22 protein-coding genes are annotated in these 25,677 nt (G+C 71.8%); 16 read left to right on the forward strand and 6 right to left on the reverse strand.

What is annotated here, in order from left to right:
- Position 1: 1 nt before the first annotated feature.
- Complete coding sequence (locus tag ACH45E_RS14605) at positions 2-679, reverse strand: ABC transporter ATP-binding protein (RefSeq protein ID WP_361439027.1); 678 nt, start codon at positions 677-679, stop codon at positions 2-4.
- A gap of 111 nt (positions 680-790) precedes the next feature.
- On the opposite strand from ACH45E_RS14605, the gene ACH45E_RS14610 reads away from it, so the two are divergent.
- Together ACH45E_RS14610 and ACH45E_RS14615 are read left to right on the forward strand one after the other, a co-directional pair.
- A complete protein-coding gene (locus ACH45E_RS14610; protein WP_361439025.1) occupies positions 791-1,381 on the forward strand; it encodes a PadR family transcriptional regulator in 591 nt (196 codons plus the stop codon).
- A 64-nt stretch (positions 1,382-1,445) separates the two neighbouring features.
- On the forward strand, positions 1,446-2,225 hold the full coding sequence (locus tag ACH45E_RS14615) for an SDR family oxidoreductase (RefSeq protein WP_361439023.1): 780 nt from the start codon (positions 1,446-1,448) through the stop codon (positions 2,223-2,225).
- A gap of 17 nt (positions 2,226-2,242) precedes the next feature.
- Here the strand turns inward: ACH45E_RS14615 and ACH45E_RS14620 are convergent, their stop codons facing one another.
- Together ACH45E_RS14620 and ACH45E_RS14625 are read right to left on the reverse strand one after the other, a co-directional pair.
- Positions 2,243-4,141 (reverse strand): glycoside hydrolase family 97 catalytic domain-containing protein, encoded by a 1,899-nt coding sequence (locus ACH45E_RS14620; protein ID WP_361439021.1) that lies wholly within the window; start codon positions 4,139-4,141, stop codon positions 2,243-2,245.
- A 38-nt stretch (positions 4,142-4,179) separates the two neighbouring features.
- On the reverse strand, positions 4,180-6,501 hold the full coding sequence (locus ACH45E_RS14625) for a glycosyl hydrolase family 95 catalytic domain-containing protein (RefSeq protein WP_361439019.1): 2,322 nt from the start codon (positions 6,499-6,501) through the stop codon (positions 4,180-4,182).
- A gap of 254 nt (positions 6,502-6,755) precedes the next feature.
- Between ACH45E_RS14625 and ACH45E_RS14630 the strand changes: the two genes are divergently transcribed.
- The 3 genes from ACH45E_RS14630 to ACH45E_RS14640 all read left to right on the forward strand — a co-directional run bounded on the left by ACH45E_RS14630 (position 6,756) and on the right by ACH45E_RS14640 (position 9,883).
- Positions 6,756-7,985 carry an SGNH/GDSL hydrolase family protein gene (locus tag ACH45E_RS14630; RefSeq protein ID WP_361439017.1) on the forward strand — a complete coding sequence of 410 codons (1,230 nt, stop codon included), beginning with the start codon at positions 6,756-6,758 and terminating at the stop codon, positions 7,983-7,985.
- A gap of 20 nt (positions 7,986-8,005) precedes the next feature.
- Positions 8,006-8,680, forward strand: coding sequence for a polysaccharide lyase family 7 protein (locus ACH45E_RS14635; RefSeq protein WP_361439015.1), 675 nt, complete (start codon positions 8,006-8,008; stop codon positions 8,678-8,680).
- Positions 8,681-8,776: 96 nt separating this feature from the next.
- Positions 8,777-9,883 (forward strand): FAD-dependent oxidoreductase, encoded by a 1,107-nt coding sequence (locus tag ACH45E_RS14640; RefSeq protein WP_361439013.1) that lies wholly within the window; start codon positions 8,777-8,779, stop codon positions 9,881-9,883.
- 6 nt (positions 9,884-9,889) lie between these two features.
- Here ACH45E_RS14640 and ACH45E_RS14645 read toward each other — a convergent pair whose 3' ends face one another.
- Positions 9,890-10,939: a LacI family DNA-binding transcriptional regulator gene (locus tag ACH45E_RS14645; RefSeq protein ID WP_361439011.1), complete on the reverse strand. Its 1,050-nt coding sequence runs from the start codon at positions 10,937-10,939 to the stop codon at positions 9,890-9,892.
- A 91-nt stretch (positions 10,940-11,030) separates the two neighbouring features.
- Here ACH45E_RS14645 and ACH45E_RS14650 point away from each other — a divergent pair, with 91 nt between their 5' ends.
- The 10 genes from ACH45E_RS14650 (at position 11,031) to ACH45E_RS14695 (ending at position 23,472) form a co-directional block, all read left to right on the forward strand.
- Complete coding sequence (locus tag ACH45E_RS14650; RefSeq protein ID WP_361439009.1) at positions 11,031-12,350, forward strand: extracellular solute-binding protein; 1,320 nt, start codon at positions 11,031-11,033, stop codon at positions 12,348-12,350.
- Positions 12,347-13,288: a sugar ABC transporter permease gene (locus ACH45E_RS14655; RefSeq protein ID WP_361439007.1), complete on the forward strand. Its 942-nt coding sequence runs from the start codon at positions 12,347-12,349 to the stop codon at positions 13,286-13,288. The genes ACH45E_RS14650 and ACH45E_RS14655 overlap by 4 nt, the downstream gene beginning before the upstream one ends.
- Before the next feature lie 8 nt (positions 13,289-13,296).
- Positions 13,297-14,163: a carbohydrate ABC transporter permease gene (locus ACH45E_RS14660; protein WP_361439005.1), complete on the forward strand. Its 867-nt coding sequence runs from the start codon at positions 13,297-13,299 to the stop codon at positions 14,161-14,163.
- On the forward strand, positions 14,163-15,884 hold the full coding sequence (locus ACH45E_RS14665) for a DUF2264 domain-containing protein (protein WP_361439003.1): 1,722 nt from the start codon (positions 14,163-14,165) through the stop codon (positions 15,882-15,884). The genes ACH45E_RS14660 and ACH45E_RS14665 overlap by 1 nt, the downstream gene beginning before the upstream one ends.
- Positions 15,881-18,541: a discoidin domain-containing protein gene (locus tag ACH45E_RS14670; RefSeq protein ID WP_361439001.1), complete on the forward strand. Its 2,661-nt coding sequence runs from the start codon at positions 15,881-15,883 to the stop codon at positions 18,539-18,541. The genes ACH45E_RS14665 and ACH45E_RS14670 overlap by 4 nt, the downstream gene beginning before the upstream one ends.
- 158 nt (positions 18,542-18,699) lie before the next feature.
- Entirely contained in the window at positions 18,700-19,923 is a 1,224-nt protein-coding gene (locus ACH45E_RS14675) for a glycosyltransferase (RefSeq protein ID WP_361438999.1), read from the forward strand.
- Between the two features lie 101 nt (positions 19,924-20,024).
- The gene (helR, locus tag ACH45E_RS14680; RefSeq protein WP_361438997.1) at positions 20,025-22,196 is read left to right on the forward strand and encodes an RNA polymerase recycling motor ATPase HelR; all 2,172 of its coding nucleotides are present in this window, start codon (positions 20,025-20,027) and stop codon (positions 22,194-22,196) included.
- A 124-nt stretch (positions 22,197-22,320) separates the two neighbouring features.
- Entirely contained in the window at positions 22,321-22,563 is a 243-nt protein-coding gene (locus tag ACH45E_RS14685; RefSeq protein ID WP_361438995.1) for a hypothetical protein, read from the forward strand.
- A gap of 433 nt (positions 22,564-22,996) precedes the next feature.
- Positions 22,997-23,278, forward strand: coding sequence for a hypothetical protein (locus tag ACH45E_RS14690; protein WP_361438993.1), 282 nt, complete (start codon positions 22,997-22,999; stop codon positions 23,276-23,278).
- Positions 23,279-23,298: 20 nt separating this feature from the next.
- Positions 23,299-23,472 (forward strand): hypothetical protein, encoded by a 174-nt coding sequence (locus ACH45E_RS14695; RefSeq protein ID WP_361438991.1) that lies wholly within the window; start codon positions 23,299-23,301, stop codon positions 23,470-23,472.
- Here ACH45E_RS14695 and ACH45E_RS14700 read toward each other — a convergent pair.
- Positions 23,459-24,061: a helix-turn-helix domain-containing protein gene (locus ACH45E_RS14700; protein WP_361438989.1), complete on the reverse strand. Its 603-nt coding sequence runs from the start codon at positions 24,059-24,061 to the stop codon at positions 23,459-23,461. The two genes, ACH45E_RS14695 and ACH45E_RS14700, sit on opposite strands and share 14 nt — an antisense overlap.
- 86 nt (positions 24,062-24,147) lie before the next feature.
- On the opposite strand from ACH45E_RS14700, the gene ACH45E_RS14705 reads away from it, so the two are divergent.
- Complete coding sequence (locus tag ACH45E_RS14705) at positions 24,148-25,086, forward strand: SDR family oxidoreductase (RefSeq protein WP_361438987.1); 939 nt, start codon at positions 24,148-24,150, stop codon at positions 25,084-25,086.
- A 21-nt stretch (positions 25,087-25,107) separates the two neighbouring features.
- Here the strand turns inward: ACH45E_RS14705 and ACH45E_RS14710 are convergent, their stop codons facing one another.
- Positions 25,108-25,449, reverse strand: coding sequence for a hypothetical protein (locus ACH45E_RS14710; protein WP_361438985.1), 342 nt, complete (start codon positions 25,447-25,449; stop codon positions 25,108-25,110).
- Between the last annotated feature and the right edge of the window lie 228 nt (positions 25,450-25,677).

Consider the following 25,677-nt stretch of genomic DNA (forward strand, 5'->3'; position numbering starts at 1 on the left):
ATCACGGACGCAGGCCCCCGAGCCGGTCGAGGACGTCGGTGGCCGGTGCCACCTGCTCGTCGGCGACGATCCTGCCGTCGCCCAGCCGGATGATCCGGTCGCAGTTCGCGGCCACCTCGGCGTCGTGCGTGGCCACCAGCATGGTCATTCCGTAGCGCTCGCGCAGCGACAGCAGCAGGTCGATGATCTCCCGCCCGGTCGCGCTGTCGAGGTTGCCGGTCGGCTCGTCGGCGAGCAGCAGCCCCGGCCGGTTGATCAACGCCCTGCAGATCGCGACGCGTTGCTGCTGGCCGCCGGAGAGTTCCGAGGGCAGGGCGTTCGCACGCTCCGCCAGGCCGACCGCCTCCAGCAGTTCTCCGGCCCGGGCCCGCCGGTCGAAGTCCACCCGGCGCGGCAGCACCGGCGCGAGCACGTTGTCCAGCACGGTCAGTGCGGGCAGCAGGTGGAAGCGCTGGAACACGAACCCCACCCGGCGCCGGTGCGCGTCCAGTTGACGTGCCGTCAGTTCCTTGCCCTCGACCACGACGGTGCCCTCGTCCGGCCGGTCCATCCCGCCGAGCAGATGCAGCACCGTGGACTTCCCCGAGCCCGACGGACCGGTCAGCGCGACGGCAGAGCCGTCCTCGATCTCCAGATCGACGGCGTCCAGCGCGGTCACCCCCGTATACCGGCGGGACACACCCCTCAACGTCACGTCCACGTACTTCCCACCCTTTCCGCACCGCCGTCCGTGCGACCCTTACATTGCGGCAATGCAGCGGTACATTGTCACAATCCAGGAGGTGTGTAAATGCCACTGCACCACGCGGTGCTCGCGCTGTTGACCGAGGGGCCGGACCACGGCTACGAACTGAAGGCACGCTTCGAAGAGGCCATCGGCCCGCAGTGGGGCGGCCTCAACATCGGCCACCTCTACCAGATCCTGGACCGCCTGGTCCGCGACGGCTACGTCACCCGCTCCCACGTGACGCAGTCGGACCGCCCCGACAAGACCCGCTACACCCTCACCCCGGCGGGGCAGGAGGAACTGCGCGAGTGGGCGACGAGCGCCTGGGTGCGCACGGGCGGCTTCCGGGACGAACTGTTCCTGAAACTGTTCGGGGCATCCGCACTGGGCCCCGAGGCGCTGGACACCCTCGTGTCGACACAGCGCCAGAAGTACGTCTCCGAACTCGCCGGCCTCACCCGCCTGCGCCGCTCCCACCTGGACGACCCGCTGGTGGCCCTCCTCATCGACGCGGCGATCGCCCACACCAAGGCCGACCTGGAGATCGTGGACAGCGCGGCGGCGAGACTGGCGCCGGTGGCCGAGCGGGCCGCCCGGGCGCTGCGCGAGGGCGGGCGCGGGACACAGGAGGCCGTGCGCGAGGAGGGTGCGTGACGAGGCCCCGGCGGCCGTCCCCCCGGCCGCGCACCCCAGGGTCGACAGGCCCTAGGGTGCGATCATGACCTCGAAGGCGTATCTCTCCGAACTGTTCTCGCTGGACGACCGGGTCGCCGTGGTGACCGGTGGGAGTTCCGGCATCGGCCGGGCCATCGCCGGGGCCCTCGCGCGGGCGGGGGCGAGCGTGGTGGTCGTGGCGCGCAAGGAGAAGGAACTGGCCGCGACCGTCGGCGAGTTGGAGGCCGAAGGCGGCCGGGCGGCCTGGGTGAGCGCCGATCTGGGCACGCGCGACGGTGTGCGCGCGGCGGCCGAGGAGGCGGCCGGGGCGTTCGGGGAGCCCGACATCCTCGTCAACTCGGCCGGGGTCAATCTGCGGCCCCCGATGGGCGAGTTGAGCGAGGACGTGTGGGACACCACCATGGCGGTGAACCTGGAGGCGCCCCACCTGCTGGGACAGCGCTTCGGACCCGGTATGGCCGAACGCGGCCACGGGCGGATCATCCACATCACCTCCCAGCAGGCGCACCGCGCGTTCGTCCAGAGCGGCGCCTACGGCGTCTCCAAGGGAGCGCTCGAGTCGCTGGCCCGGTCGCAGGCCGAGGCCTGGTCGCCGTACGGGGTCACCTGCAACACACTGGTGCCGGGCTTCGTCATGACACCGCTCAACACACGTCTGTCCTCCGACCCCGAGAAGGTCGCGGCGCTCGCCGCGCGCACGCTGGTCGGGCGCAACGGCCTGGCCGAGGACTTCGCGGGGGCGGCGGTGTTCCTGGCGAGCCGCGCCTCCGCCTATGTCACCGGCCAGGCGATCTTCGTCGACGGCGGGTTCTCCGTGCACTGAACCCCGGGAGCGGGCTGTCAGCGGTAGCAGGTGGTGACGCCCGGGTGCCAGCGGCAGGCGATCGAAGCGAAGCCGCCGTTGGCCGTGACGTCGACGCCGAGGGTGTCGCCGCCGCGCAGGACCCGCCGGTCCTGGACCAGGCCGTCGGCGCCGTCCCGGATCGTCTCCACCAGCCACCGTCCGGAGCCGATGGACAGCGGCACCGAAGCCGTGCGGGCGGCGCCGGCGTAGACCCCGCCCAGGAACCAGCGGTCGCCGCTGCGGCGGGCGAGCACGGCCTCCTGACCGGGCTGCCCGGCGAGCAGCCGGGTGTCGTCCCAGGCGGCGGGGACCTGGTCGAGGAAGGCCCGGGCGAGCGGCCGGGCGTCGTACGACTCGGGGGTGCCCGCGAACATCTGCAGGCCCGACTCGTAGGCGACGGTGAGCCCGACCTCGGCCGCGTCGGAGTTGGGGCGCAGGCCGACGCGCTGGAAGGCGCCGGGGGTGAAGTCCATGGAGCCGATGACGTTGCGGGTGAAGGGCAGGGTGGTCAGGTGGGTGGCGGTGTTGGTCCGCTTCTCCTCGCCGCCGACGCCCTCCAGGGTCATGACCTGCGGCCAGGTGCGCTGGATGCCCTTGGGGATCGTGGAGCCGTGGAAGTCGACCATGAGGTGGTGGGCGGCTGTCTCCGGGAGGATGGTGTCGTACCACTGGAGCATGGACTGCGCCTCGGAGTTCATGAAGTCGATCTTGACGCCCTTGACGCCCCACCGCTCCAGGGTGGGCAGCCACTGGGCGCGTTCCTCGGGCGTGTCGAGGTCGCGCTGGTGGATCCAGACGACGATCCCGACGCCCTTGGCGCGCGCGTACTCGACGAGTTCCGGCATCCAGCTGGTGGTCTGCCAGTCGGGATCGGTGACGTCCCACTCGTCCTTCTTGAAGTACCAGCCCGAGTCGACGGCCTCGTACGGCCAGTGCCGCTCGGCGGCGTAGTCGACGTACGCCTTCTGCGCGGCGAGGCTCTGGCCTGCCGTCTTGCCGCCGGCGAGCCAGGTCCACAGCACGGTGCCGGGCCGGACCCAGGAGGTGTCGCCGGCCTTGGCGGCGGGGGCGAGGTCGTCGGTGAAGGTGGACCGGGTGACGGTGGGGAGGTCGCCGGTGACCATGGCCCGCCAGGGGGTGGCGAGAGGGCCGGCGGTGTGCACCCGGTCGTCGGCGAGCTTGATCCGGTAGGTGCCGGTGCCCTGGTCGTGGGCGAGCCGGGCGCCCGAGTAGGCGCCGGTGAGGTCGGACTCGGCGAGCAGGGTGTAGCCGCCCGCGGTGGAGAAGAGCGCCTGGTCGGAGTACTCGCCGGTGGGGGCGGTCGCGGCGGTGTACTGGTTGAACTGGCCCTCGTTGTCCACCCGGTAGGTGCCGAGCCACGCGCCCGCGTCCGGCGGCAGGTTGAACGCGGAGGTCTCGCCGAGGACGTCGCCGTACCCGGTGGGAAGGACGTAGCGGTAGGCGATGCCGTCGGCGGAGGCGCGGACGACGAGGTCGAGCCGGGCGCCGGCGGTGGTGGCGAAGGAGAACCGGGTCTCGCTCATCCGGACCCTGCGGTCCAGCCGCTTCCCGGACTTCGCCCGGTAACGCTCCTTCACCGTACGGTCCTTGCGGTGCAGGAAGCGCAACCCCTTCGACAGGTCGGCCTGTTCGGTGACGATGCCGACGGGTGACGGCTCGAGGACCGTACGGCCGTCACGGGAGACCACGAGGCTCAGGGTGCCGGTGGTGCCGTCCAGGGTGATCCGCGCATGGGGTGCGTGTGCCGCCTCGGACACCGACCACGATCGCTCGTGCTGCTCGGCGTGCGCGGGCACGGACGTGAAGAGTGCGGCCACCAGACCGGCGCAGAGCGCGGTGACCGCGGTTCTGGTTCTGCTGAGAGCGACTGCCATGTGATCCCTCCGAGGTGTGTGGCCGAGGTGTGTGGCCGCTACGGCAGTCCCCAGGCCGCGCCCGGTTCGCTGACGGCGACGGGCGCGATGACGAGGTCGGGCCGGGAACCGGAGTGCACGAGCACCTCACGGCCGCGCGGCAGGTCGATGGCGAGGGTGCCGTCGCCGAGGTCGTGGGTGCGGGCGGGGGTGCCGTCGTCGAGCAGGACGGTGAGTGGACCGGTCAGACCGTGGCGGAGCTTGAGGGGCTCGCCCGCCAGGCTTTCGATCCGGACGAACCGGGTGACCCCCGCTTTCCGGACGGCGGTGACCAGGAAGGCCCCCTGGGTGCGGAAGTCGCGCAGGGTGACGTCCGCCCAGGCGGCCGGGACCGCCGGGAAGACGCGGATCACGCCGCCCCAGCTCTGGCAGAACATGTCGTGCAGCGACTGCGAGGCGGACAGCGGCGTCTCGATGACCGGACCGGCCTCGGTGTAGTGCGTGTTGGCCCGGCAGGGGTAGCGGGTGGTGGGGTCGAAGAACTTCCGCAGGTAGGTGATCGCCGTGTCGCCGTCGCCGGTCATCGCGTACAGCGAGGCGGCCCCGGTGTAGCTGTAGCCCCGGTGGGCGCCGGTCAGCGCGTGCCAGCGGGCCACCGACTTCGCGATCAGCTCGCGGTTCTCCGGCTGGTCCCAGTTGACGAGGTACAGCGGGTACACCATCAGCAGGTGCGAGTAGTGCCGGTGGGACTGCGCGTACGGGGTGTCCGCGCCGATCATGAAGCCGTTGTCGTCCACCGGGTACGGCGTGAGCCGGGCCAGCACCTCCTGCCAGCGCGGCTTCAACTCGTCGTCCACACCGAGCAGTTCGGCGGAGTCGAGGAGCGTCTGGCAGCCCCAGCGGATCAGGGCCAGATCGTAGTTGGTGTCCTGCGGCGGCACGACCGGGTACTCGGGGGAGAGGGTGCTCGGCAGGTGGAGCCTGCCGTCGCTGCCCGGGGTGAGGAAGTGCAGGTAGTAGTTGACCGCCCGGCGCAGCACCGGAAAGACGGTGTCGCGCAGCAGGGCCTTGTCCATGGAATGCCGGTACGACAGCCACACGTTGTGCAGCGCCCAGGTGAGGTCGCCGGTCTCGGCGCCGGTGCCGGGTCTGCCCACCTCCCGGTCGGCGAACATGTCGGAGCTGCGGCCGATACCGGAGCTGTCCGCGCGGTAGGCGGCCGGCACGTTGGCGATGAGCTGTTCCTGGTTCTGCCGCAGCGTGGTGGCGAGCGAGTCCAGTTCCGGGTGGTTGAAGCCATGGATGAGCCAGTACTCCAGCTGCACGTTGAGGTTCCACCAGACCGCGGGCCACGGGGTGGGCTCCAGCCACGGGCCGGAGGTGGCCATGACGGGGCCGCCCGCGCGGCTCGCGGAGGCGACCTTGTAGAGCTGGATCCAGTGGAAGCTCTGCAGCCGCTGGTCGGGGAACGAGACGAAGCTCTTGCCGTAGAACTCGTGCCACCAGCGGGTGTGCCGTCGCCGCAAGGCGCTGTACGACTTCGCGCGACGGAGGTTGCGCAGCGAGTCGGTCTCCGCAGCGGTGTCGGAGGGCGAGCTGTGCCCGACGCTGAGCAGCAGGTCGCGGCCGGTGCGGCGGTACGCGGTGGCGGTCTGGCCGCCGCCGGTCAGGGGCTGGAGCACCTGTTCGGTGCCGTCTGCGGCGGTGCGGGCGGTCCAGGGCGGGTTGGCGGTGTATCCGGCGGGCGGGGCCTCGCTGATGTGCCGGGGACTGACGGCGTCCTCCGGGTGGAACGTCCAGGTGACCTGTTCCCCGCCGCCGGCCGTCACACGGGCGGCGAAGACCTCGTCGTGGATGAGGGCGGAGAGGGTGAGTGTGCCCTCGGTGGTGGTGACGGTGCCGGTGAGCTCGGCGTTCCACAGGCTCAGCCGCCAGTCGACGGCGGTGATGGTGCCGGCCGGTTCGAGCGTGAGATGCCCGACCGGCAGGCGGCAGGTGCCCCATCCGCTGCCGAACTCCGGCCGGTGGTCCTGGACTCGGCCGTGCTGGACGGTGAAGCGGATCCGGTTGGCCCCCGGCTCCTGGTAGACCATGCTGCCGAGCAGCCCGTCACCGAGGAACGGGCCCTCGTACCAGAGGGTGGGCAGCCTGGTCCACAGCAGGTCCTGGCCGCGCAGGAACCGGTCCCAGGCGCCGTCGGTGGTCATGGTGTCGCGGAGTTTCCACGGGCGTGCGGCCTTGGTGCCCGTCGGTCGCGCCGCGGCCGAGGGTTGTCCGGCATGAGCGGTTCCGGGCAGGGCCGAGGCTGCCGCTCCGCCCAGGGCGGTCCCGAGTACGGCTCTGCGGGGCACCGGTGAACGTTTCTCCGGCTGCGAGGTCATCGTAGTCCTCCAGACCTGACGGATCGTCGATACATCGGGTGTATCGGCGAACCTAGGCACCCTGCGTGTCTCTGTCAACAAGGCCAACAGTTGCGTGGTGAAGGCGTATTGGGCTGAACACGCCGCTGTGAGCTTCACGTTCACATGAATAATCCTGACTCAAGTCCTTGACTCCTCCGATGTATTGGAGTTGCCTGCCTTCGCATCCCGCTCCCTGCCCCGCCTCCGTCTCCCGCCCGGAAGGACGGCCCTCCATGCGCAGAGGCTCGATCGCGTCGTTACTCGCGGCTCTCGCGGCCGCACTGCCCCTTGTGCTGCAGCCGTCTCCAGCGAGCGCGGCCCCGTCCGGCCACCCCCACAAGAGCCCCTGGACCGGCACCTGGGAGGCCGCCGCCTCCGGCACCGTCGCCCAACTCCCGGACCAGTCGGTGCGCAACGTGATCCACACCAGCCTCGGCGGCCGCGCGGCCCGGATCCGGATCTCCAACCGGCTCGGCACGGCGCCGCTCGAACTCGGCGCCGTCACCGTGGCCGTACAGGAGACCGGCTCCCCGAAGAGCCCGAACGCCGTGCCCGGTTCGGTGCGCACGGTCACCTTCCACGGCGCCACCGCCGCCGCGGTACCGGCGGGGCGGGACGCGGTGAGCGATCCGGTGCCGCTGCGGGTGCCCGCGGACGCCAACCTCCTGGTCAGCCTGTACACGCCCCATGACTCGGGCCCGGCGACGTACCACCGCTCCGGCCTGCAGACCTCCTTCCTCGCCCCGGCCGGCGACCACACCGCCGACCAGGACGGCGCGTCGTACACCAGGGCCACCGGCTCCTGGTACTACCTGACCGGCGTCGACGTGCTCGGCGCACCCGCCGCGGGCAGCGTCGTGGCGCTCGGAGACTCGATCACCGACGGCTCCGGTTCGACCTCGAGCGCCAACCACCGCTGGCCCGACCGGCTCGCCGCCCGACTGCGCGAACTGCCGCCGCGCGAGCGCCTCGGCGTGCTGAACGCCGGCATCGCGGGCAACCGCGTGCTGCTGGACGGCACCGGCCCCAGCGTCCTGTCCCGGCTGGACGCCGACGTGCTCTCCCGCAGCGGTGTACGCGCCCTGGTCGTCATGGAGGGCATCAACGACATCAAGGGCAGCCCCAATCAGACCGATCCCGCCGCCTTCGAGGCCGCGTACCGCGAGATCGTGGCGCGCGCCCACGCCCGGGGCATCCGTGTCGTCGGCGGCACGATCACCCCGTACGGCGGCAACAGCGGCTGGACCACGGCCCGCGAGGCCGTACGGCAGTCCGTCAACGACCTGATCCGGCACGGTGGCATCTTCGACGCGGTGGTGGACTTCGACGCGGTCGTCCGCGACCCCGCCGCGCCCGACCGGATCCTGCCGGACTACGACTCCGGCGACCACCTGCACTTCGACGACACGGGGTTGCGGGCGATGGCCGACGCGATCGACCTCCACTCACTCACCGGGAACTGACTCACCGGAAAGGACACACGATGAACAGGAGATCAGTCCTACGGGCCGGCGCCGGCCTGCTGACCGGGGGCGCCGCACTCACCCTCCCGGCCGCCACGCCCGCCGTCGCGGCCGCCGACCCCACCGACGGCTGGACCCGGACCTCGTTCACCTACAGCTGGCACAAGCCCTGGAACCTCGACCTCGCCGACCGGCACAGCTACAGCGGCGGCGTGCACCGCATGTGGGTGTACGCCACCGACGAGCCGTTCGAGGAGGGCAGCTCCACCGACCCGCGCACCGAGATGCGCTGGAAGGCCGACTACACCACGGGCGACCACATGTGGGACGCCGACGTCTACCTCCCGTCCGGCACGGACGGCGCCTCCTTCGTCCAGATCCTGCGGGGCGTCCACCCCTCGGGCACCCCCGCCACCGACATCATGCTCAACGTCTACGACACGAACGGCGGCACCGTGCGGCGCTACGACGGCACGGTGCTCAGGACGGGCGCGTACGACACCTGGTTCAACGTGAAGATCGCCCACGCGGCGAGCAGCGGGACCGGGAGCATCAAGGTCTACTTCGACGACTCCCTCGTCCTGACCGTCGCCGACCGGGGTCCCGCCACCCGCTACTTCAAGAACGGCGTGTACAACCACGGTTCGGGCCGCGCCGAGGCACGTTTCCGTAACATCCTGTACTGGACACGGTGAACGTCCCCTTCACAGTACTCACACAGAGCTCTCCAGGCGCTTTAAGTTTCAAGTGTTAATCTCGCGCCCAATCCCCCCACAGCGCAGGAGATTCCGGTGCGAGAAGGCAACGTAGTGGTGATAGGCGGCGGCTACGCGGGTGTCCGCCTGGCGAAACGGCTGGACGCGACGGCGCACGTCACGCTCGTGGACCGCAAGGAGGTCTTCTTCCACCGGATCGCCTCCCTGCGCGCCGGTGTGCGCCCGGAGTGGACGGCGACCCCGTTCATCCCGTACGACCGGCTGCTGCGCAACGGCCAGGTGGTCGTGGGCAAGGCGGTCCGCGTCGACCCCGTCGCACGTGAGGTCGCACTCGCCACGGGGGACCGGCTCCCCTACGACGTGCTGGTGATCGCCACGGGCGCCGACTACCCGGAACCGGCGCGCTTCACCGGCAGCACCCCCGAGGAAGCGGCCAAGTCGTTCGCCGAGCACCAGCGGAAGGTCGCCATCGCCGAGCACGTCCTCGTCGTCGGCGGTGGCCCCTCCGGCGTCGAACTCAGCGCCGAGATCCGCCTGGCCCGGCCGGACGCCCGGGTCACCCTCGCGCACGCGGGGCAGGAACTGCTGCATTCCACGGGCAGCGCCCGCGCCGGCCGGAAGGCCCGGGCCTGGCTGGAGTCGCATGACGTGGAGGTGCGGCTCGACGCCTTCATGTCGCCCGGCAACGACTTCGGCACCTACCGCGACGCCCGTGGCGCCGTCCTCGCCGCCGACGTCTCCTTCTGGGCCACGGGCACCACCCCCAACACGCTCTGGCTGCGTCTGGCCGGGCACGGCGACTGGCTGAACGGAACGGGCCACGTCAAGGTCGACCGGATGCTCCGCGTCGAGGGCCGGCCGGACGTGTTCGCGGTCGGCGACGTGAACGACGTCGGCGAGCTCAAGGTCACCCCTGCCGCGCTGGCCCAGGCGGAGGTCGCCTTCCACAACATCCGTTCCTACCTCCGCAGTTCGGGTCGGCACAGCAGCAAGTCCCGTTCCTACCGGGCGATCCACCGCACCCCGCTCATCGTGCCGTTCGGCCCGGCCGACGGCGTGACCATGCTGCCCGTGCCGGGCGGCGAGACAGCGGTCCTCGGAACCCGCACCACCACCCTGGCCAAGGCGAAGACCCTCATGACCCCCTTCATGCGGCGCCAGCTCGGATACACGGCGGCCTGACCGGCGTCACCGTTTCGCCGGCGGTCCGCTGCTCTCCCGTACGACCAGTTCCGTGGCCACCTCCACCCGCGTGGTCTCCGGCTCCTGGCCCGACAGCAGCCGCAGCACCATCCGGGCGGCGAGCGCGGTCATGTCGGCGAGGGGAGTGCGCATGGTCGTCAGGCGGGGGGTCACCCAGTCCGCGAACGGCAGGTCGTCGAAGCCGACCACGCTGACGTCGTCGGGGATGCCCAGTCCCCGTTCGGCCGCCGCACGGTAGGTGCCCAGGGCCTGGTGGTCGCTGCCCGCGAAGATCGCCGTGGGGCGGTCGGGCAACGCGAGCAGATCCAGGGCGTGTTGATGCGCCAGGCCGTGGGTGAAGTCGCCGTAGCGGACGAGTTCCGGGTCGAAGGGGAGCCCGGCCTCCGTCAGTGCCGAGCGGTAGCCGTCCACCCGGGCGCGTGAGGTCAGCCGGCGCTCCGGGCCGCTGATGACGGCGATGCGCCGGTGGCCGAGCTCGATGAGGTGGCGGGTCGCGGCCAGCCCACCGGGCCAGTTGGTCGCGCCCACCCAGGGGATGCCCGGCGCGGGCTCGTCGATCGGTGCGACGAGGGCGTACGGGATGCCGAGGCCGGCGAGGTCCGCCTGCTGCCCGGGAGTGAGTTCGGGTACGACCAGGATCGCGCCGCGCGTGGGGCGCGTGGCCAGCGAGTCGAGCCACTGGCGCGCCCGTTTCTGCCGCCCGTGCGTCGCCGAGACGACCAGCCCCATGCCCGCCTCGTGCAGCACGTCCTCGGCGCCGCGGATCAGCTCCACCGCCCAGGGGCTGTCCAACTCGTTGATGACCAGATCGATCAGCCCGCCGGGCGGCGCCGCGGTGGCGGCGGGCCGCTGCCGCGCGAGATAGCCGTGCTTCTCCAGCAGTCGCTGCACCTTGGCCCTGGTCTCGGGCGATACATCGGATCTGTCGTGCAGCACCTTGGAGACGGTGGAGACTGAAACGCCTGCCTCATCGGCGATTTCGGCCAGAGTGCGCCGCCTCGCTTCACCGGATCCTGTCCGGACTGTTGACGTCATCGGATGAATCTCCTACGTTTCCGGAGCGGTCGCAGCTTGCGAAAACTATCGCAATCCAACCCTCCAGTGTAGAGGCGGCAGGTGGTTCTCGATGAAGAGATGGCGTCCGGACCGGAGGTGGCGCGCCGCCTCCCTGGCCGCCACCGCGGCACTCCTGCTGGCCGGCTGCGGCGGCACCGGCGGCGGCAGCGACACCTCGGGCGGCGGCAAGGGTGAGTTGCTGGTGTGGGTGGACAACACCCGCACCCCGGCGGCGCAGCAGTACAAGAAGGCGCACCCCGACCTGAAGATGCGCATCGTCACCATCCCGCCCGACGCGGGCTATGTCCCCACCAAGGTCTCGCTCGCCAACCGCACCAAGAGCGGCTGGCCGGACGTCGTCTTCCTGGCCAACCCGGCCGAGGCCGCCACCCTGGCGAGCGACAGGTTCGGCTACGCGGCCCCGCTCGACGGCCTCGTACCGAAGTCCGTCCGCGACGGATTCACCCCCGGCTCCCTCGACACCTGTACCTTCGGCGGCAAGACGTACTGCCTGCGCAACGACATCGCGCCGACCGTGCTCTGGTACGACGCGAAGCTGATGAAGAGCTACGGCTACGAGGTCCCCAGGACCTGGGCCGCGTACCAGCAGGTCGGGCTGAAGGCGGCCAAGGACCACCCCGGCACCGTCGTCGGCGCGATCAACGGCAAGTACGGCGCCGGCATCTACTTCGGCAGCAGCGGCTGCCCCACCCGCGACACCCTCAGCCTCACCAAGGTCCGCATCGACCTCACCCAGCGGAACTGCACCCGCGTCGCCGACCTGCTCCAGCCGATGGCCAGGGCCAAGGCGGTCACGACCGTCGTCCCCACCGACCCCGCCTTCGCCAAGCTCGGCAAGGAGAACAAGCTCCTGATGCTGCCGGGCCCCGCCTGGTTCGGCGATTTCATGTTCGGGCCCGCCTTCAAGATCCCCAAGGGGCGGATCGCCGCCGCTCCCATGCCCACCTGGCCCGGCGAGACCACGTCCTACGCCGGCCAGGTCGGCGGCGGCGCCCTCCTCGTCTCCGCGCACGCCGGGGACCGTACGAAGCAGGCCGTGGACCTGGTGCGATGGATGACCACCGACGTCGCCCTGCAGGCGAAGCAGCCCACCTACCCCGCGTTCGCGGCGGCCGCCCGGAAGTGGGGCGAGGCCAAGTCCCAGGACCCCTACTACGCCTCCGACCCGATGCCCGCCGTCACCGCTTCGGCGAACGCGCTGCGCCCCGGTTTCGGCGCCGTCCGCTTCGAGGCCGAATGGCAGGCGAGCTTCAACGACACCGTCGGCAAGGCCGCCGACTCCGGTGGCGACCTGGGCGACGCGCTGAAGAGCTGGCAGGACAAGCTGGCCGCGGCGGCCGGGACCAGCGCATACACGGTCGGACGATGACGCTGACCCCCACCCGCCCGCCGGCGACGGCCACCGCCGCACCGGCCGGGCCCCGGCGCCGCGGGCACCGGAGCCGCACCACCGCGGTGTGGATCCTCGTCGGCCCGTACACCCTGTTCCTCGCGGTCTTCGGACTCGCGCCCGCCGGATACGCCCTGTGGACCTCCTTCGTCCACGACGGCTCCTGGGCCGGCGGGCGCAACTGGACGGCCGTCCTCGACGACTACCGGCTCGGCGAAGCGGCCCAGAACGTCACCCTGTACCTCCTGCTCTGGCTGCCCGTCCTGCTGCTGACCGTCCTCTCGCTCGCCTTCACCCTGCACGCCAGGCCGGGCCGGCCTTCCGGCGCCTTCCAACTCGTCTACTACCTGCCGGGAGCGGTCACCGGCTCGGCGGCGGCCCTGCTCTGGCTGTTCATGGTCAGCCCCAGCAACAGCCCGTTCGGACCGCTGCTGAAGCTCATGGACGTCAAGAGCGCCACGGACGCCCTCTCCGGCTCCAGTCTGATCGCCGTCCTCGCCGTGATGGGTGTCGCGGTGCACGCGGGCGGCTGGATCGTCGTCCTGTACGGGGCGCTCACCGCACTCCCCAAGGACGTCCTGGAAGCGGCCCAGGTCGACGGGGCGTCGGCCTGGCGCACCATGTGGCACATCAAGCTGCCCATGGTCCGCACCTACGTCGCCTTCGTACTGATCTCCAGCTTCGCCGCCGGCAGCCAGGTCTTCGTCGAACCCACCGTGCTGGGCACCGGCACCCCCGGCCAGATCAGCCCCACCTGGTCCGTCAACCAGCTCGCCTACGTCTACGCCACCCAGGACGGCGACTTCGGCAAAGCGGCGGCGCTGTCGCTGGCCATGCTCGCGGTCGGGCTGCTGGCCGCCTGGATCGTGATCACCCGCACCCGTATGTACGCCACGGACACCACGAAAGCCGGGTGAGTCGGACCATGACCGCCCTCTCGCGCGGCGCCCGCGCCCTGTTCCTGCTCGGCGCCGCCGTCTTCTTCTCACTGCCCCTGCTCTGGCTGCTCCTCGCGCCCACCCGTACCGCCGACGACCTGACGACCGGATCCCCGCTCGGCTTCGGCGCGCTCGGCAACGTCGGCGACGCCTGGCAGCACCTGATGTCGTACAACGACGGCGAGATCACCCTGTGGATCGGCAACTCCGTCATCTACGCGGGCGCGAGCGTCGTCCTCGCCCTGCTGCTCTGCGTGCCCGCCGGCTATGCGCTCGCCAAGCACGACTTCGCGGGCCGCCGGACCCTGCTCACCCTCTCCGTCGTGACGATGATCCTGCCCCCGGCCGCCCTGGTGCTGCCCCTGTACCTGGAGATGTCGGCGGTCGACCTCACCGGCACGGTCTGGGCGGTCATCCTGCCGCTCTCCTTCTACCCGTTCGGCGTCTACCTCGCCTTCCTGCACTTCCAGGCCAACCTGCCGGACAGCCTGCTGGACGCCGGGCGCGTCGACGGCGCGGGCGAACTGCGGCTGTTCTGGTCGGTGGCGGTGCCGCTGGCCCGCCCGGCGATCGCCCTGATCGCGTTCTTCGGCTTCGTCCGCTGCTGGACCGACTTCTTCCTCCCCTTCGTCATGCTCTCCGACGACCGCACCTTCACCCTCCAGCTGGGTCTGATGTCCCTGTTGCAGTCCACCGGCGCGGTCAACAACTCCAGTGGTTTCGCCGACCTCGACATCCACCAGCCGGAGGCCGCGCTCGCCGGTCTGGTGGCCTGTGCGCCGCTGCTCGTCGGGTTCGTGGTGGCACAGCGTTTCCTGCGCACAGGGCTGCTGGCCGGGGCGGAGAAGGGCTGATGAGGGAGCAACTCCAGGACGACGTCCGAGGGTTGGCCGAGGCCGTCGTACCGCATTTCAGCGCGGGGCGGGCCCGGGTGCGCCTGGGCGCCAACACCGCCATCCATGACGACACCGCCGCCGAACTGGAGTCCTTCGCCCGCCCGTTGTGGGGCCTGGCGCCCCTGGCCGCGGGCAAGGGCGAGGTGCCGTACGCGGAACTCTGGGCGCGCGGCCTGGCCTCGGGCAGTGACCCCGGCCACCCCGAGTACTGGGGCGAGCCCGGTGACCGCGACCAGCGGATCGTCGAAATGGCCGCGATCGGCTTCGCCCTCGCGCTGGCGCCCGAGCGGTTCTGGGACCCGCTCACCGGCCCCGAACGCGACCGGCTGGCCCGCTGGCTGCTGAGCGCCCTGCCCCGCGAGACGGCGGACAACAACTGGCACTTCTTCCCGGTGCTGATCGGCCTCGGCCTGGACCGGGTGGGCGTGGCCTACGACCGCGAGCTGATCACCGCCCGCCTCGACCGCTTGGAGACCTTCTGGCTCGGCGACGGCTGGTACTCCGACGGACCGACCGAGCGCCGCGACTACTACGTGCCGTGGGCGATGCACTTCTACGGCCTGCTGTACGCCCAACTCGCGCGGGACGGAGACCGGTTCCGCGAGCGCGCCGCCCGGTTCGCGCACGACTTCCGGCACTGGTTCGCCGACGACGGCGCCGCCGTCCCCTACGGCCGCAGCCTCACCTACCGCTGGGCGCAGGCCGCGTTCTGGGGCGCGCTGCCCTTCGCCGGGGTCGACGCGCTGCCGTGGGGAGAGGCCAAGGGATATCTGCTGAGGCATCTGCGCTGGTGGCAGGGGCGTCCGGTGACCGGTCCGGACGGGCTGCTGACCATCGGGTACGGCTATCCGCAACCCGAGCTGGCCGAGCAGTACAACGCGCCGGGCTCACCGTACTGGTCCCTGAAGGCGTTCCTGCCGCTCGCCCTGCCCGCCGACCACCCGTTCTGGACCGCCGCGGAGCAGCCCGCCCCGCTTCTCCCGACGGTCAGCTCCCAGCCGCACGCCGGTGCGGTCCTGATGCGCGCGGACGGCGACGTCACGCTGCTCGCCGGACGCCAGCACCACCCCTGGGTACGGCACGGCGCCGCGAAGTACGCCAAGTTCGCCTACTCGACGCGCTTCGGCTTCAGCCTGCCGAGCGGGACGCTCGGGCTGGAGCAGGGCGCGTACGACTCGATGCTCGCGCTCAGCGACGACGGCGGGAGGCACTACCGGGCCCGCGAGGAACCGGCCGGCTGGCACCTGAGGGGCGACACCGTGCTCGGCACCTGGTGGCCCTGGCCCGATGTCGAGATCACCACCTGGCTGACCGCCGCGCCCCCGTGGCATGTACGCAGGCACCGCGTACGGACCGGGCGGACCCTCCACACGGCGGAGGGCGCCTTCGCGGTCGACCGCGACACAGGGGTGAACCGAAGGGCCGGCGTCGGCTACGCCCGCGCGTCCGCACCGGCGGGCCTCACCGGTCTACGGGATCTCGACGGCGTACGCCAGGGCGAGGTCGTCGACTGCCTGCCCGGCACCAACGTCCTGGCCCGGCGCACGGCACTGCCCATGCTGACCGGTCACATCCCGCCCGGGGAGCACTGGTTGAGATGCGCGGTGCTCGGCGCTCCCACCGGCCCCGCAGCCGAGGCGGCCTGGCGGCAACCCCCGACCACTGGAGACGGGACATGAGACTGAGACACCTGTCCGTACTGACCGCCGTCACAGCGCTGCTGGCCCTCCCGGTCCAGGCGCACGCGGCGGGCCCCCGCCGTACCTACCACGTCGCCCCCTCCGGCAGCGACCACGCCTACGGCTCCCCGTCGAGCCCCCTGCGCACCATCGGCGCCTGCCTCTTACGCGTCCGCCCCGGCGACACCTGCCTCGTCCACCACGGCACCTACCGCGAGCAGATCACCCCGCCCTCCGGCACGAAGGACGCCCCGATCACCCTCGCCGCGTACGGCGACGGCCCGGTGACCGTCGACGGGACCGAGCCGGTGACCGGCTGGAAGGACGCCGGGGACGGACTGGTCGCCGCCGACACGAACCTGCCGCCCGACCCCGACTTCAACGCGGTCTTCCTGGACAACGACCGTGCGGCCGAGGGACGTTGGCCCAACTCCGGCGCCGATCCGCTGAACACCACCTGGGCCGAGGCCGATCCCACCTCCACCGACCAGCACATCGACGACACCGACCTGCCGGACGCCGACTGGACCGGCGCCACCGTGCACCTGTGGGCCGGCTCCAACCCGTGGGCCCAGCAGACCGGCACGGTCACCGCCACCTCACCCGGCAAGCTGGACTTCAAGGGCGGCAACTACCGCTGCCCGCCCCTGTGCATGGGCAACCAGAACTACCGCAACTACTACCTCGTGGGCTCGAAGGCCGCGCTCGACCAGCCGGGGGAGTGGTACTACGACACATCCGCGCACCGGCTCTACCTCGTACCGCCGAAGGGCGGCATGGCCGGGCACACGGTGACCGCCAAGCACCGCCTGTGGGGCGTCGACCTGAGCGACAGCTCGTACGTCACCGTGCGCGGGCTGAACCTGTGGGGCACGTCCCTGCGAACGGGTGACGACAGCACGGGAGTTGTGATCGACGGACTCCATGCCACCTACATCTCCGAGTTCTCGACCCTCCCCATGCCGCCCGACAGCGACCTCGCGATCCCGCCGTTCGAGGGGCACATCGTCGCCTCCCGCATCCTCGACTCGGGCGTGCAGATCCTCGGCACGGGCAACACCCTGAAGAACAGCGAGATCTCGCGGTCCGCGGGTGACGGCGTCCTGCTGCGCGGCACCGGCAACACGGTCAGCAACAACTACATCCACGACGTCGGCTGGATGGGCAGCTACACACCCGGCATCGAGATCAACGGCAATGACCACACGGTCACGCACAACACGATCCGGCGCACCGGACGCGCCTCCATCGACACGGCCTGGCAACTCAACGGCACGCAGTTTCACGGCAATCGCATCGCCTACAACGACATGTCCGAGGCGATGCGCACCTCCCGCGACGGCTCCCCCTTCTACGTCTGCTGCAGCCTGGACGCCTCCGGCAGCTCCATCGACCACAACACCTCGCACGACGCGGACGGCCAGGTCGGCTTCTACGTCGACAACTACTCCGGGCACTTCCTGCTGCACCACAACGTCGCCTGGAACACCGGCGGCCGCGGTACGTTCTTCAACGGCCACACCGGTCCGAGTATCGCCAACCAGGACCACAACTCCAGTTACGGCGTGGGCATCAACGGCAACTCGGCGTTGCTGAGCGGCGCGACGGACGCCTCCGGCTCGTACCTCAGCAACATCGTCGGACCGATGCCGGTCAGCGCGACCCGGACCGGCGACCCGCTGCCCGTGGTCCGCTCCAACCTCATCACCGACAGGCCCGGTTACACCGACGCCGTCAACGGCGAACTGTGGCTCACCGACGGCTCACCCGCCATCGACGCGGGCGAGACGATCGACGGGATCACCACGGACGTGCGGGGCGCGGCTCCCGACATCGGCGCGTACGAGTACGGCGCGCCGGTCTGGGCGACCGGCTGCGACCTCCCCGGCTGCGGCCAGCGCGTCCGGCACGGCGGCTGGACCGCGACCGCGAGTGACGGCACCGACGCCTCCGCCGCCCTCGACGGGGACATCAACACCCGCTGGACGGCTGCCGCCGCGCAGACCCCCGGCCAGTCGCTGACCGTCGACCTGGGCGAGACCAGGACCTTCGACGGGCTCTCCCTCGACGCCGGGCGCGACACCAGCGGGCAGCCGTACGGCTTCTCCGTGTCCGCCGGCCGCGACGGCACGCACTGGAGCAGGACCCTCGCCCGGGTCTCCGGGCGGTCCTTCACCCAGGACGCGGTCTTCCCGGCCCAGACGGCCCGGTACGTCCGGATCACGCTCACCGCGAGCGGCCCCGCTCCCTGGGTGGTCAACGACCTGCGCCTGTACGGCGACGGCCCCGACGCCTCCGCCACGCTCCAGGCCGAGCAGGCCACCACCGTGCGCGGCGTCGCGCGCGGCACGGCCGCCACCGGCGTACTGGGCTCCGGCGACCGGATCGGCTTCCGGCGGGCGAGCGTGACCGGTGACCGGCTCACCGTGCGCCTCGCCTCCACCTGCGCCGCGGGCTGCGCGCTCCAGCTCCGGCTCGACGCCCCGGACGGGCCGGTGGCAGCGACCCTGCCCGTACGCGCCACCGGCGCCACCGACACCTGGCGGGAGCAGTCGCTCACCCTGCGCCGTCCACTGGCCGGCATCCACACCCTGTACCTCGTCGCGAAGGGAGGTCCCCAGGTGGCGGCCCTGGACTGGCTGACGATCCGTCCGTGACACCGCACACGACGACACCGCACACGACAAAGGCAAGGAGTCTCGCACTCCTTGCCATGTTCAACATATAGCGCACCGGGGGGCTTGCGGCAAGGCCCCCCTCGTGCCGCAGAATCTCCGGCCTGGGCCAAGTCCTGGGGAAATAGGGGATTCACGAAATGCGTGTGCTGTTGATGGGGTATGGGTCGCGCGGGGACGTCGAACCGATGGCGGGGCTCGCGGCGGCGTTGCGGGCACTGGGCGCCGAGGTCAGGGTGTGCGCGCCGCCGGACGAGGAGTTCGCGGAGCTGCTGGCCCGCGCCGGTGTGGAGCACGTGCCGTTCGGACCGTCGGTGCGCTCGTTGGTGACCAGGCCGAATCCGTCGCCGGCGGACGCGTTCCGGCTCGCGCCCGAACTGGTCGCCGCGCACTTCGACACGGTCGCCCCGGCGGCCGAGGGGTGCGACGCGCTGCTGGCGACCGGCCTGCTGCCGGCCGGGGCGCGGTCGGTGACCGAGAAGCTGGGCATCCGCTACGTGTTCGCGTGCTTCCACCCGTTCGGGCTGCCGTCGTCGAAGTTCCCGCCGGCGGGGCGACCGGGCCGCCCGGCCCCGCCGGACGCCGACATCCCGACGCTGTGGAAGGTGGACGCCCAGCGGGTGCACGATCTGTACGGAGAGGCCCTCAACACCCACCGGGCGGCGATCGGCCTGCCGCCGGTGGACCACGTCCGCGACCACGTCCTCACCGACCGGCCTTGGCTGGCGGCGGACCCCGGTCTGGCCCCGTGGCAGGACATGACGGATCTCGACCTCGTGCAGACGGGGGCGTGGGTCCTGCCGGACGAACGCCCGCTCCCCGAGGAGCTGGAGGCATTCCTGGACGCAGGCGCACCGCCCGTGTACGTGGGCTTCGGCAGCATGGCCATGCGCACCTCACCGGACGTCGCCCGGGTGGCCGTCGAAGCGGTCCGCGCCCAGGGCCGCCGCGTGCTCGTCGCACGCGGCTGGGCGGACCTCGCACCCGCGGTCGACCGGGACGACTGCTTCGCCGTCGGCGAGGTCAACCACCAGGCACTGTTCCGCCGGGTGGCAGCCGTGGTCCACCACGGCGGCGCGGGCACCACCACGACGGCCGCCCTGGCCGGCGCGCCCCAGGTGGTCGTCCCCCAGCTCGTGGACCAGCCGCACTGGGCCGCCCGGGTGGCCGCACTGGGCGTCGGCGCGGCACACGACGGCCCCACCCCGACCTTCGAGTCCCTGTCGGCCGCGCTCGAGGTGGCCCTGACCCCCGAGACCCGCGCCCGCGCGACCGCCCTGGCCGGCACCGTCCGCGCCGACGGGGCGACCGTGGCCGCGCGGCTGCTCCTCGACGAGATCAGCCGGGAATCGCCGTCCGCGTGAGCCACGCGGAACCGGACATCCCGGGTCCGTGAGCAAAGCGGTCCGGACGCCTCGCCGCGCGCCATGGGCGCGACCGGCCCTCCCATATCGGAGCTGATGCAGTGAACTCCCTGACCACGAGCGCGTTCGACCTGCCCGAACGCCTCACCGCAAAGGCGGACCCGGCGCTCATCGCCGACGACGAGCGGCACTTCACCGCCATCGCGGAGTGCCTCCGGCAGTCGATCGCCGAGCTGTCCGACCGCCTCGACGCCGAACTCAAGGCACCCGGCGGAACGGGCCGGGCCGCGATGGACCGGGACATCGAGGTCCACCGGCTGACCGGGCGCCTGCGCACCCTGCGCCGCTTCGGCCTGGACCTGTGCCTCGGGCACATGGTCGCCGCGGACGACCCCGAGCCCGTCCACATCGGACGGCTCGGCCTCACCGACAGCGAGGGCCGGCGGCTGCTGGTCGACTGGCGGTCACCCGCGGCCGAGCCGTTCTTCGCGGCGACCCACGCCGACCCGATGGGCCTGAAGAGCCGCCGCAGGTACCGCTGGACGGATGGCCGGATCAGCGACTACTGGGACGAGGTGTTCACCGCCGACGGGCTCGAAGGGCATGCCGCGCTCGACGACCAGTCCGCCTTCATCGCCAGTCTGGGCACCAACCGGTCGGACCGGATGCGTGACGTGCTCGCCACCATCCAGGCCGACCAGGACGCCATCATCCGCGCGGGGTCCCGTGGCGCTCTCGTCGTCGACGGCGGCCCGGGTACCGGGAAGACCGTCGTCGCCCTGCACCGCACCGCCCACCTCCTGTACTCCGACCCCCGCCTCGGTCACCGCCGGGGCGGCGTCCTGTTCGTCGGTCCGCACCGGCCCTACCTGAACTACGTCTCCGACGTCCTGCCCAGCCTCGGAGAGGAGGGCGTGCAGACCTGTGTCCTGCGGGACCTCGTCGACGAGGGAGCCGGAGCGACGCCCGAGGCCGACCCGGACGTGGCCCGTCTGAAGTCGTCCGCGGACATGGTCGGGGCGATCGAGACGGCCGTCAGGTTCTACGAGGAGCCACCCGCCGAGGGGATGACGGTCACGACCGGCTGGTCCGACCTCTGGCTGAGCGCCGACGACTGGGCCGAGGCCTTCCAGGCACCGGGGCCGAGCACGCCGCACAACGAGGCGCGCGACCAGATCTGGGAGGAGCTGGTCACCATCCTGCTGGACAAGTACGACGGCGACGACGTCCCGCGCGAGCAGTTCCGCAGCTCGCTGCGGCAGGACAAGGAGCTGGTCGACACCCTCGGCCGTGCGTGGCCGCTACTGGAACCCACCGACCTGGTCGGAGATCTGTGGTCGGTGCCCGCCTATCTGCGGATGTGCGCCCCCTGGCTCGGCCGCGACGACGTACGAAGGCTCCAGCGCGCGGACGCCCAGGCCTGGACGGTGTCGGACCTGCCTCTCCTGGACGCGGCCCGGCAGCGGCTCGGCGACCCGGAGGCGGCGCGACGGGGGCACCGGCACGAGGCCGTCCTCGCCGCCCAGCGCGAGCGCATGGCGCAGGTCGTCGACAACCTGATCGGAGCCGTGGCCGACTCCGGCGCCGACGGTGACGACGGCGAGGGCCTGGTGGCGATGCTGCGTGGCGAGGACGCCAAGGTCAGCCTGGTCGACGAGTCCGAACTCCCCGCCCTCGCCCCGGACCTGCTCGCCGGCCCGTTCGCGCACATCGTCGTCGACGAGGCCCAGGAACTCACCGACGCGGAGTGGCAGATGCTGCTCCTGCGCTGTCCGTCCCGGAGCTTCACCATCGTCGGGGACCGCGCCCAGGCCCGGCACGGGTTCACGGAGTCGTGGCGGGAACGGCTCGAGCGGGTCGGCTTCGACCGGATCACCCTCGCCTCCCTGAGCATCAACTACCGCACACCGGAAGAGGTCATGGCGGAGGCCGAGCCGGTCATCCGGGCCGCGCTCCCGGACGCCAACGTGCCGACCTCCATCCGCGGCAACGGCATCCCCGTCGCCCACGGCTCCGTCGCGGACCTGGGCTCCGTCCTCGACACCTGGCTCGCCGACCATGCCGAGGGGGTCGCCTGCGTCATCGGCGATCCCGCGTTCCCGGCGACGTCCCGTGTGCAGTCGCTGGCCCCGGAGCTGTCGAAGGGGCTCGAGTTCGACCTGGTCGTCCTCGTCGACCCGGAGGAGTTCGGCGAGGGCGTCGAAGGAGCGGTCGACCGCTATGTCGCGATGACCCGGGCGACCCAGCGACTCGTCATCCTCACGAGCACCTGACGATCCCGGGGCTGTGGTCATGGTGACGGGCAGTACGACGTGTCCGGGCTCGAGGCCGGCCCCGAAGCCGGCGAGGGTGTTGGCCAGCCAGGCGACGGCGGCGGCCGGATGGCCCAGGACCTCCTTGCCGCTGCCCGTGGCGACGCGCTCGCCGTCGACGACCAGGTCGACGAGGACGGAACTGGCGTTGTCGGCGACGGTGTCGACGAGCGTGATCTTCCAGTCGCGGATCCGGCTGTCGACGATCTCCACCGCGGGGGCGACCGCATCGGTCGCCCCGAGCACGTCCTCGACGGTGACGCCGGGACCGCGCAGCGGCTCGGCGAGGCGGAAGCAGATCTCCGGTTCGATGCGCGGGGCGCAGTAGCGGGCCGCCGGGACCGGGGCGCCGTCACGGTGGACCATGTCGTCCATCAGGTGCCCGAAGTCGGGCTGGTCGACGCCGAGGAGCTGCTGCATCGCGGCGGCGGTCAGGCCGACCTTGTGGCCGATGACCGTCGCCCCGTCGGCCAGGCGCCGGGCGATGTTGTCCCGCTGGACGGCGTAGGCGTCGGCCAGGTCCAGGCCGGGCAGCAGCGTCGACAGCGGATCGACCGGCGCCCTGCGGTGTTCGGCCTGCCGCAGCAGCCGGGCCGCCTCCGCGCGCTGCCGGGCGGTGAGGGACATCCCGCGCTCCTCCCCTGGCGGATGTGCCGATCGCGGTCGACTCCAGGGGCCCGGGCTCGGCGCGGCGCCGTCTTGGGCCGAGGCCGTCGCCCGGTGTCACGGCGGTGTCCACGGGGCCCGCCTACCATGGAGACATGGGCGGGATCGTCGTCGTGTACGAGCTCGACAAGCCGAAGGCCGCGCGTACCTCCTCGGGAACGCAGGGCTGTGAGCAGCAGCCCGTCCGCAGGGTGCACGCGGCGCCCTCCGCGCCGGGGATGTCCTCCGCCACCGGGCCGCGGACCCTCTGCGGCAAGGACACCTTCGCCATGCGGACGGCTGCCTGGCGGCCCGCCGAGCACCCCGGAGCGCCCTGGTACTCCCCGCAGTACGCGTCCGTGGTGTGCCCCGACTGCGATGCCGTGATCGAGACCTGAGCGGAAGAGGGAGGCCCGTCATGAAGACCGGAGCTTCGGACTACGACTCCTGGCTGTACTCTCACACGCCCTCACAGGCCGAGGGCGAGCGCGACGAACCGACTGAACGGGCGGCCATGGAGCAGCACCCGGAAGTCCCCAGGACCGAACCGTCCCAGGCGGAGGGTGAGCGGGACGACATCACGCCGGCGTGACGGCCGGGCGGGGCGCCCCCTGTCCCCGCCCCGCTGTCACGGCCTTGAGCTCGTCGAGCGACTCCCGGACGAGGTGCCCGAGGTCCCGCTCGTCGTCCGCGTCGATCCAGCGCTCGAACGCGACTTTGAAGACGGCGACCCCGGCCTCCGCGGTCAGGCTCGCCGCCGGCTCCCTGACGCCGCGCCCGCGCAGGGTTTCGGCGAGTGCCGCGGACAGCGAGGCGAGTTTGATCAGCTCACGCTCCTGGAGTTCCGCGTTCGCGACGATGACGGCATGGCGCCGCCGGGCGTGTGCGCGGCGCTCCTGGAACACGGCGCCGACGGCATCGAGGGCCGCGGCCATCGCGTCGATCGGTGCCGCGGACGCGGGCGCCCCGGAGGCGGTGCTCACGAAGAGTTCCTGGAGCGAGGCGGCGCCCGCGAACAGGGCCTCCCGCTTGTCGGCGAAGTGCCGGAAGAAGGTCCGCTCGGTGAGCCCGGCCCGCTTGGCGATCTCCGCCACCGTGGTCTGTTCGTATCCGCGCTCGCCGTACAGGTCCAGTGCGGCCTGCTCGAGTCGCCCGCGTGCGTTCGGCTCCCATCGACCCATGTCCTGATCTTACGCGATGACAGTGACTGACATCGGTGCTACGGTCGATGACAGTCACTGACATCGACCTACCCGAAGGACATCTCATGCGCGTATTCGTCACCGGTGCCTCCGGCTGGATCGGCTCCGCCGTGGTTCCCGAACTCGTCGGCGCCGGGCATCAGGTCGTCGGGCTGGCCCGCTCGGACGCTTCGGCCGCCGCCCTCAGCGAGGCCGGGGCCGAGGTGCGGCGCGGCACTGTGGACGATCTCGACGTCCTGCGGAGCGCGGCGGAGGCCTCGGACGGGGTGATCCACTTGGCGTTCAAGCACGACATCGCCTTCTCGGGGGACTTCCAGGGCGCCGCCGACGCGGACCGCCGCGCCGTCGAGGCGATCGGCGAGGCGCTCGCGGGTTCCGGCCGGCCGCTCGTCATCGCCTCCGGGACACTCGGGATCGCCCCGGGGCGCGTCGTCAGCGAAGAGGACGCCGGTGCCGGCCTGTCCCTCGACCATCTCGGCGCCGGTCCGCGGACCCGGCTGGGCACCGCGCGGCTGACGCTCTCCCTCGCCTCCCGTGACGTCCGCTCGTCCGTGGTCCGGCTCCCCCCGACGGTGCACGGCGAGGGCGACCACGGCTTCATGGCCGCACTGATCGGCATCGCCCGCGCCAAGGGCGTCTCCGGCTACGTCGGCGGCGGAACCAACCGCTGGCCGGCCGGGCACCGGTCCGACGCGGCGCGTCTGTTCCGCCTCGCCCTCGAAAAGGCTCCGGCCGGGTCGGTGCTGCACGCGACGGCCGACGAGGGGGTGCCGATCCGCACCATTGCCGAACTGATCGGGCGGCACCTCGACGTCCCCGTGGCCGCCGTCCCGCCGGAGGCCGCGGCCGAACACTTCGGCTGGCTCGCCGGCTTCATCGCCCTCGACAGCCCGGCCTCGAGCGCCCTGACCCGCGAACTACTGGGCTGGCAGCCGACCGGCCCCGGGCTCGTCGACGACCTCGAGAAAGGCCACTACTTCCACTTCGACGACACCGCCGCGTAGGTTCCCCGACGGTGCACGGGACTACCGTCCACGGGACCGTCCGAAGGTGAGGGCCCAGCGGAGGCCGGCCGGGGCGGTGACGTTCACCGTCCCGTGCTCGTAGCCGCGCTTCGTATCCATTCGGTCGAGGACGCTGCTGACCCTTCCGTCCACGCAGTCGAGCGGGAAGCTCAGCCCGAGCGGTTCGACCGAGACGGTCAGTCGTCCCTCGCCCAGGCACGTCACGAGGACCGACAGCGTCCCGGGCCTGATCCCGCCTCGGATGTCCATCTCCCGGCCGCCACTGGCGTCGGCCGCTTGGGCGAGGACTTCTCCCTCCAGCAGGTCCGGAGCCTTGGCCACGGACTTCCCGGGAACGCTCACGGAGCGGGAGGAGGAAGCCGGCGCAGGGGTGGGGGAGGAGCGCGGGCTGTCGCTGTGCTCTCCGGCGCAGCCGACTGCCGGTGCGGCGAGGACGGCGATCGCTGCCGCCGATGCGAAAACCGTCGTACGACGACCCCGGAATTCCACAAGACGCCTATCCGCTGGGGACCGCTCCTGCGCGAGCGGCAGGGTGAAGCCGTGATCATCGCACGGCTGTGACCCGATCGG

It is taken from the genome of Streptomyces sp. NPDC020299 (assembly GCF_044387825.1).
In the GTDB taxonomy this organism is placed as follows: Bacteria; Actinomycetota; Actinomycetes; order Streptomycetales; family Streptomycetaceae; genus Streptomyces.

Bases quoted from the DNA above. Each gene is read 5' to 3' on its own strand.
- ACH45E_RS14655 (WP_361439007.1), top strand. From the start codon at position 12,347: ATGACGCTGACCCCCACCCGCCCGCCGGCGACGGCCACCGCCGCACCG.
- ACH45E_RS14695 (WP_361438991.1), top strand. From the start codon at position 23,299: ATGAAGACCGGAGCTTCGGACTACGACTCCTGGCTGTACTCTCACACG.
- ACH45E_RS14665 (WP_361439003.1), top strand. From the start codon at position 14,163: ATGAGGGAGCAACTCCAGGACGACGTCCGAGGGTTGGCCGAGGCCGTC.
- ACH45E_RS14635 (WP_361439015.1), top strand. From the start codon at position 8,006: ATGAACAGGAGATCAGTCCTACGGGCCGGCGCCGGCCTGCTGACCGGG.
- ACH45E_RS14610 (WP_361439025.1), top strand. From the start codon at position 791: ATGCCACTGCACCACGCGGTGCTCGCGCTGTTGACCGAGGGGCCGGAC.
- ACH45E_RS14645 (WP_361439011.1), bottom strand. From the start codon at position 10,939: ATGACGTCAACAGTCCGGACAGGATCCGGTGAAGCGAGGCGGCGCACT.
- ACH45E_RS14700 (WP_361438989.1), bottom strand. From the start codon at position 24,061: ATGGGTCGATGGGAGCCGAACGCACGCGGGCGACTCGAGCAGGCCGCA.
- ACH45E_RS14660 (WP_361439005.1), top strand. From the start codon at position 13,297: ATGACCGCCCTCTCGCGCGGCGCCCGCGCCCTGTTCCTGCTCGGCGCC.
- ACH45E_RS14705 (WP_361438987.1), top strand. From the start codon at position 24,148: ATGCGCGTATTCGTCACCGGTGCCTCCGGCTGGATCGGCTCCGCCGTG.
- ACH45E_RS14620 (WP_361439021.1), bottom strand. From the start codon at position 4,141: ATGGCAGTCGCTCTCAGCAGAACCAGAACCGCGGTCACCGCGCTCTGC.
- ACH45E_RS14615 (WP_361439023.1), top strand. From the start codon at position 1,446: ATGACCTCGAAGGCGTATCTCTCCGAACTGTTCTCGCTGGACGACCGG.
- ACH45E_RS14630 (WP_361439017.1), top strand. From the start codon at position 6,756: ATGCGCAGAGGCTCGATCGCGTCGTTACTCGCGGCTCTCGCGGCCGCA.
- ACH45E_RS14690 (WP_361438993.1), top strand. From the start codon at position 22,997: ATGGGCGGGATCGTCGTCGTGTACGAGCTCGACAAGCCGAAGGCCGCG.
- ACH45E_RS14670 (WP_361439001.1), top strand. From the start codon at position 15,881: ATGAGACTGAGACACCTGTCCGTACTGACCGCCGTCACAGCGCTGCTG.
- ACH45E_RS14650 (WP_361439009.1), top strand. From the start codon at position 11,031: ATGAAGAGATGGCGTCCGGACCGGAGGTGGCGCGCCGCCTCCCTGGCC.
- ACH45E_RS14675 (WP_361438999.1), top strand. From the start codon at position 18,700: ATGCGTGTGCTGTTGATGGGGTATGGGTCGCGCGGGGACGTCGAACCG.
- ACH45E_RS14625 (WP_361439019.1), bottom strand. From the start codon at position 6,501: ATGACCTCGCAGCCGGAGAAACGTTCACCGGTGCCCCGCAGAGCCGTA.